Origin of the sequence: Brevibacillus fortis, assembly GCF_003013395.1 — a bacterium.
Lineage (GTDB): Bacteria > Bacillota > Bacilli > Brevibacillales > Brevibacillaceae > Brevibacillus > Brevibacillus fortis.
The window spans coordinates 1-2,741 of record NZ_PXZM01000066.1; the positions used below are offsets into that span (position 1 = coordinate 1).

Genomic DNA, 2,741 nt, shown 5'->3' on the forward strand with positions numbered 1-2,741 from the left:
GTTTTAAATTGGGTGAGTAGCTCTTCCACTTTCTTTTCATCTACGCTGATTGTATGAACGGCTTGTTGACTTGATGTCGACGAGTCCGACTGTGAGCTGGTAGCAGATTGTTGTGTGACAGCTGCGGGGGACGCTGAACTGCTGCATCCAACTACACCTGTCAGTAGCAAAGCAATCATCCCGGTTTTCCATCCTGCGTGTTTCAATGTACGTAGCCTCCTGAAAATTTATGATAATGAGAATCAATATCTATTGGAACGATTATGATTATATAGAGAATGATTACTATTATCAATAAGAATTTTCCATAGAAAAGAATGGCGAAAATAGGAGAAAAACCGCGGAAAAAAGAGGAAAAGTAGAGGGGGGCTGTGGCAAGAGCGAAGGCTGCCCGGAGCGTTTATCATGGGGGTCTGGCAATTTCGTAAGCGAGATGTCCGGGCAGCGAGAAAAAATAAAGCGACAATCTAAATCTTGCTGCCGCCTAGCGCATCCGAAAAAGCTTCTGCCAAATCGATGTTTTCCGTTCAGCGTCTCTGATTTTGGCTAACTCGATTTTGGCATCCATGATGTCATTCATTGCCTTGGTCAAGCGGCGATCCCGTTCCTTCAGATTGTTGGTAATATAGGTTTCCTGCTTTTCTACACGTGCTAACAGCGCTAAGTACGCAACGTCCTGTTGCTGGACATGGGAAGCCAAGACATGCAGCTTTTCATCCAGCTCTTCAATGGCAGAGTGGTTCAAAGCCAGATGTGAGGAAACAGGGGGGAATGCAACCGCAACGGCCGTTTCCTTTCGGGCAGGTTCAGGCGAGCTTTGCGTAGCAACCATTCGGGCAGCCTCATCTTGTGGAATGAGTTGATCCTTTGTTAGGCTATAAAATCGCTGAAGACACGTAATATCTACCTGCCTGTACTCGCGACGATTCTGACTATCCCGCAAAAACCAGTAGCCGTGCTGTTCCAAGAGCATGCTCCACTTTCGCAAGGTACTCGCCCCAATACCTAACAGTCCTGCAACATCTCTGCCACTGTACGTTCTCTCCCGTGCCAATAATTCGATAACCTCTCCCATGGAAATCCCTCCTCTACGAAAGTCCGCTCATCTCTTCCTATACCGTTTCTGTACGTGAAAATGGTTTTCCTTTTGGAATCGTGCGACAAAATCTCACAGTGTTCGTAAACGGCGGGCTCTTTTGGCGTCATTATGTCACCAGACGACAAAGTTGGTAAGAGAGTGTAGAGCAAAATAAGGACAAATGACGGACGGGTACAAGTACATTTTCTCTTGAACTCCGCATGTGCTCAGTAGGGCTGTGCCAAATGTACATACGATGCATGAGAAGGAGGGATTGACCATGGCATTCAGAGACCAAGTAAAAAAGTTTGAAGGCAAAAATGTTAAGGTTGAAACTGTAGATGGCACTTTTTTTGGCAGATTGGTAGAGGTAAAATCGTCCACCATTATTCTGCGCGAAAACAATGGTAACAACCGCACCATTATTCGCAATTCGAAAATTGTTGCCGTTACAGAACATGACGGCGATTGCTAAGACCTAAACGTATAAAAGTAGGGTTTGTTTCTCAGGCTGTCGAGTGATCGACGGCCTTTCCTATTCTTTACACCCTGCGGCATGGTAACATAAAAGGGACTGAAAAACGCTGCGAATAGAGGGGGTACCACTATGTTGGATATTCGGTTTCACGGACATTCTTCCGTGCAGGTAACAAGTGAAGGGCATTCGATCATGATTGATCCATTTATTTCTGGAAGCCCAGTGGCAGCAACCAAGCTAGAAGACATCTCTGTCCAGTACATCCTTCTGACACATGGACACCAAGATCATATTCTGGATGCGGTAGAGTTAGCCAAGAAAAACGATGCGACAATCGTTGCAACCCATGAGCTTGCTACCTATTTAAGCTGGCAGGGAGTCAAGACCATCTCGATGAATCTGGGAGGCTCTGTCAAACTTCCATTTGGAAAAGTGAAAATGACACAGGCTTTCCACAGCTCTGGTGTCGTGCTGGATGATGAGAAACAAATCGTATACATGGGAATGCCAGCGGGCTTTGTGATCGAGCTGGGTGGAAAAACGATCTATCACGCAGGGGACACAGGACTGTTCGGTGACATGAAGCTGATCGGAGAGTTCCATAACATCGATTTGGCGTTCCTGCCGATTGGAGATGTGTTCACAATGGGACCTGAGGATGCACTCGTGGCTGCTGAGTGGGTACAAGCAGATTTTGTTGTGCCGATTCATTACGATACATTCCCTCCGATCAAGCAGGATGGGGAAGCATTCGTAGCTGAGCTGGCAGAGAAAGACATCAGAGGCAAGGCATTGAAGCCAGGGGAGACATTGCGTCTGCCATAACACGATACATAGAACCGCTAATCTAAGGAAGTTGAGATTAGCGGTTTTTTTATGGAGTTTCTAGTATGGGGCTGCGGTGGGGAGAAGAATATTTCCAGTCTAGGCTCCAGGCTCCGTCCCACGGGGGAGCATGCACTGTCCGCTCCGAAGGGATTCGCGGGGAAACGCAAAAGTGGTAGCCGCTTCGTAGCACGGGCACGTTGCGTTTCTTTTGCCCGCGAATCCCTTCTCCGCTCGGTAGGACTCCACAAGTCGCTACGTCTGGAAATATTCTTCTCTGTTATAACTGATTACGTTCTTCAATCTTTTAAGGCTTTAAAACCCGTATAACAATGACAGCTCGTAGAGGAAACAGGAGAA

At 47.0% G+C, this 2,741-nt stretch carries 3 protein-coding genes and 1 pseudogene; 2 read left to right on the forward strand and 2 right to left on the reverse strand.

All coding sequences use genetic code 11. The annotated features are described in order from the left end of the window. Positions 1-206, reverse strand: a pseudogene (locus tag C7R93_RS29340) (ferrichrome ABC transporter substrate-binding protein); the annotation flags it as partial. A gap of 278 nt (positions 207-484) precedes the next feature. Further along, positions 485-1,075, reverse strand: a complete 591-nt coding sequence (locus C7R93_RS29345; protein ID WP_106842103.1) for a MerR family transcriptional regulator — start codon at positions 1,073-1,075, stop codon at positions 485-487. 283 nt (positions 1,076-1,358) lie between these two features. On the opposite strand from C7R93_RS29345, the gene C7R93_RS29350 reads away from it, so the two are divergent. Together C7R93_RS29350 and C7R93_RS29355 are read left to right on the forward strand one after the other, a co-directional pair. Beyond that, on the forward strand, positions 1,359-1,553 hold the full coding sequence (locus C7R93_RS29350; protein WP_106842104.1) for a DUF2642 domain-containing protein: 195 nt from the start codon (positions 1,359-1,361) through the stop codon (positions 1,551-1,553). Positions 1,554-1,685: 132 nt separating this feature from the next. Then, positions 1,686-2,381, forward strand: coding sequence for a metal-dependent hydrolase (locus C7R93_RS29355; protein ID WP_106842105.1), 696 nt, complete (start codon positions 1,686-1,688; stop codon positions 2,379-2,381). Positions 2,382-2,741 lie beyond the last annotated feature (360 nt).

Coding starts and splice junctions, on each gene's coding strand:
- C7R93_RS29345 (WP_106842103.1), bottom strand. CDS start 1,075: ATGGGAGAGGTTATCGAATTATTGGCACGGGAGAGAACGTACAGTGGC.
- C7R93_RS29350 (WP_106842104.1), top strand. CDS start 1,359: ATGGCATTCAGAGACCAAGTAAAAAAGTTTGAAGGCAAAAATGTTAAG.
- C7R93_RS29355 (WP_106842105.1), top strand. CDS start 1,686: ATGTTGGATATTCGGTTTCACGGACATTCTTCCGTGCAGGTAACAAGT.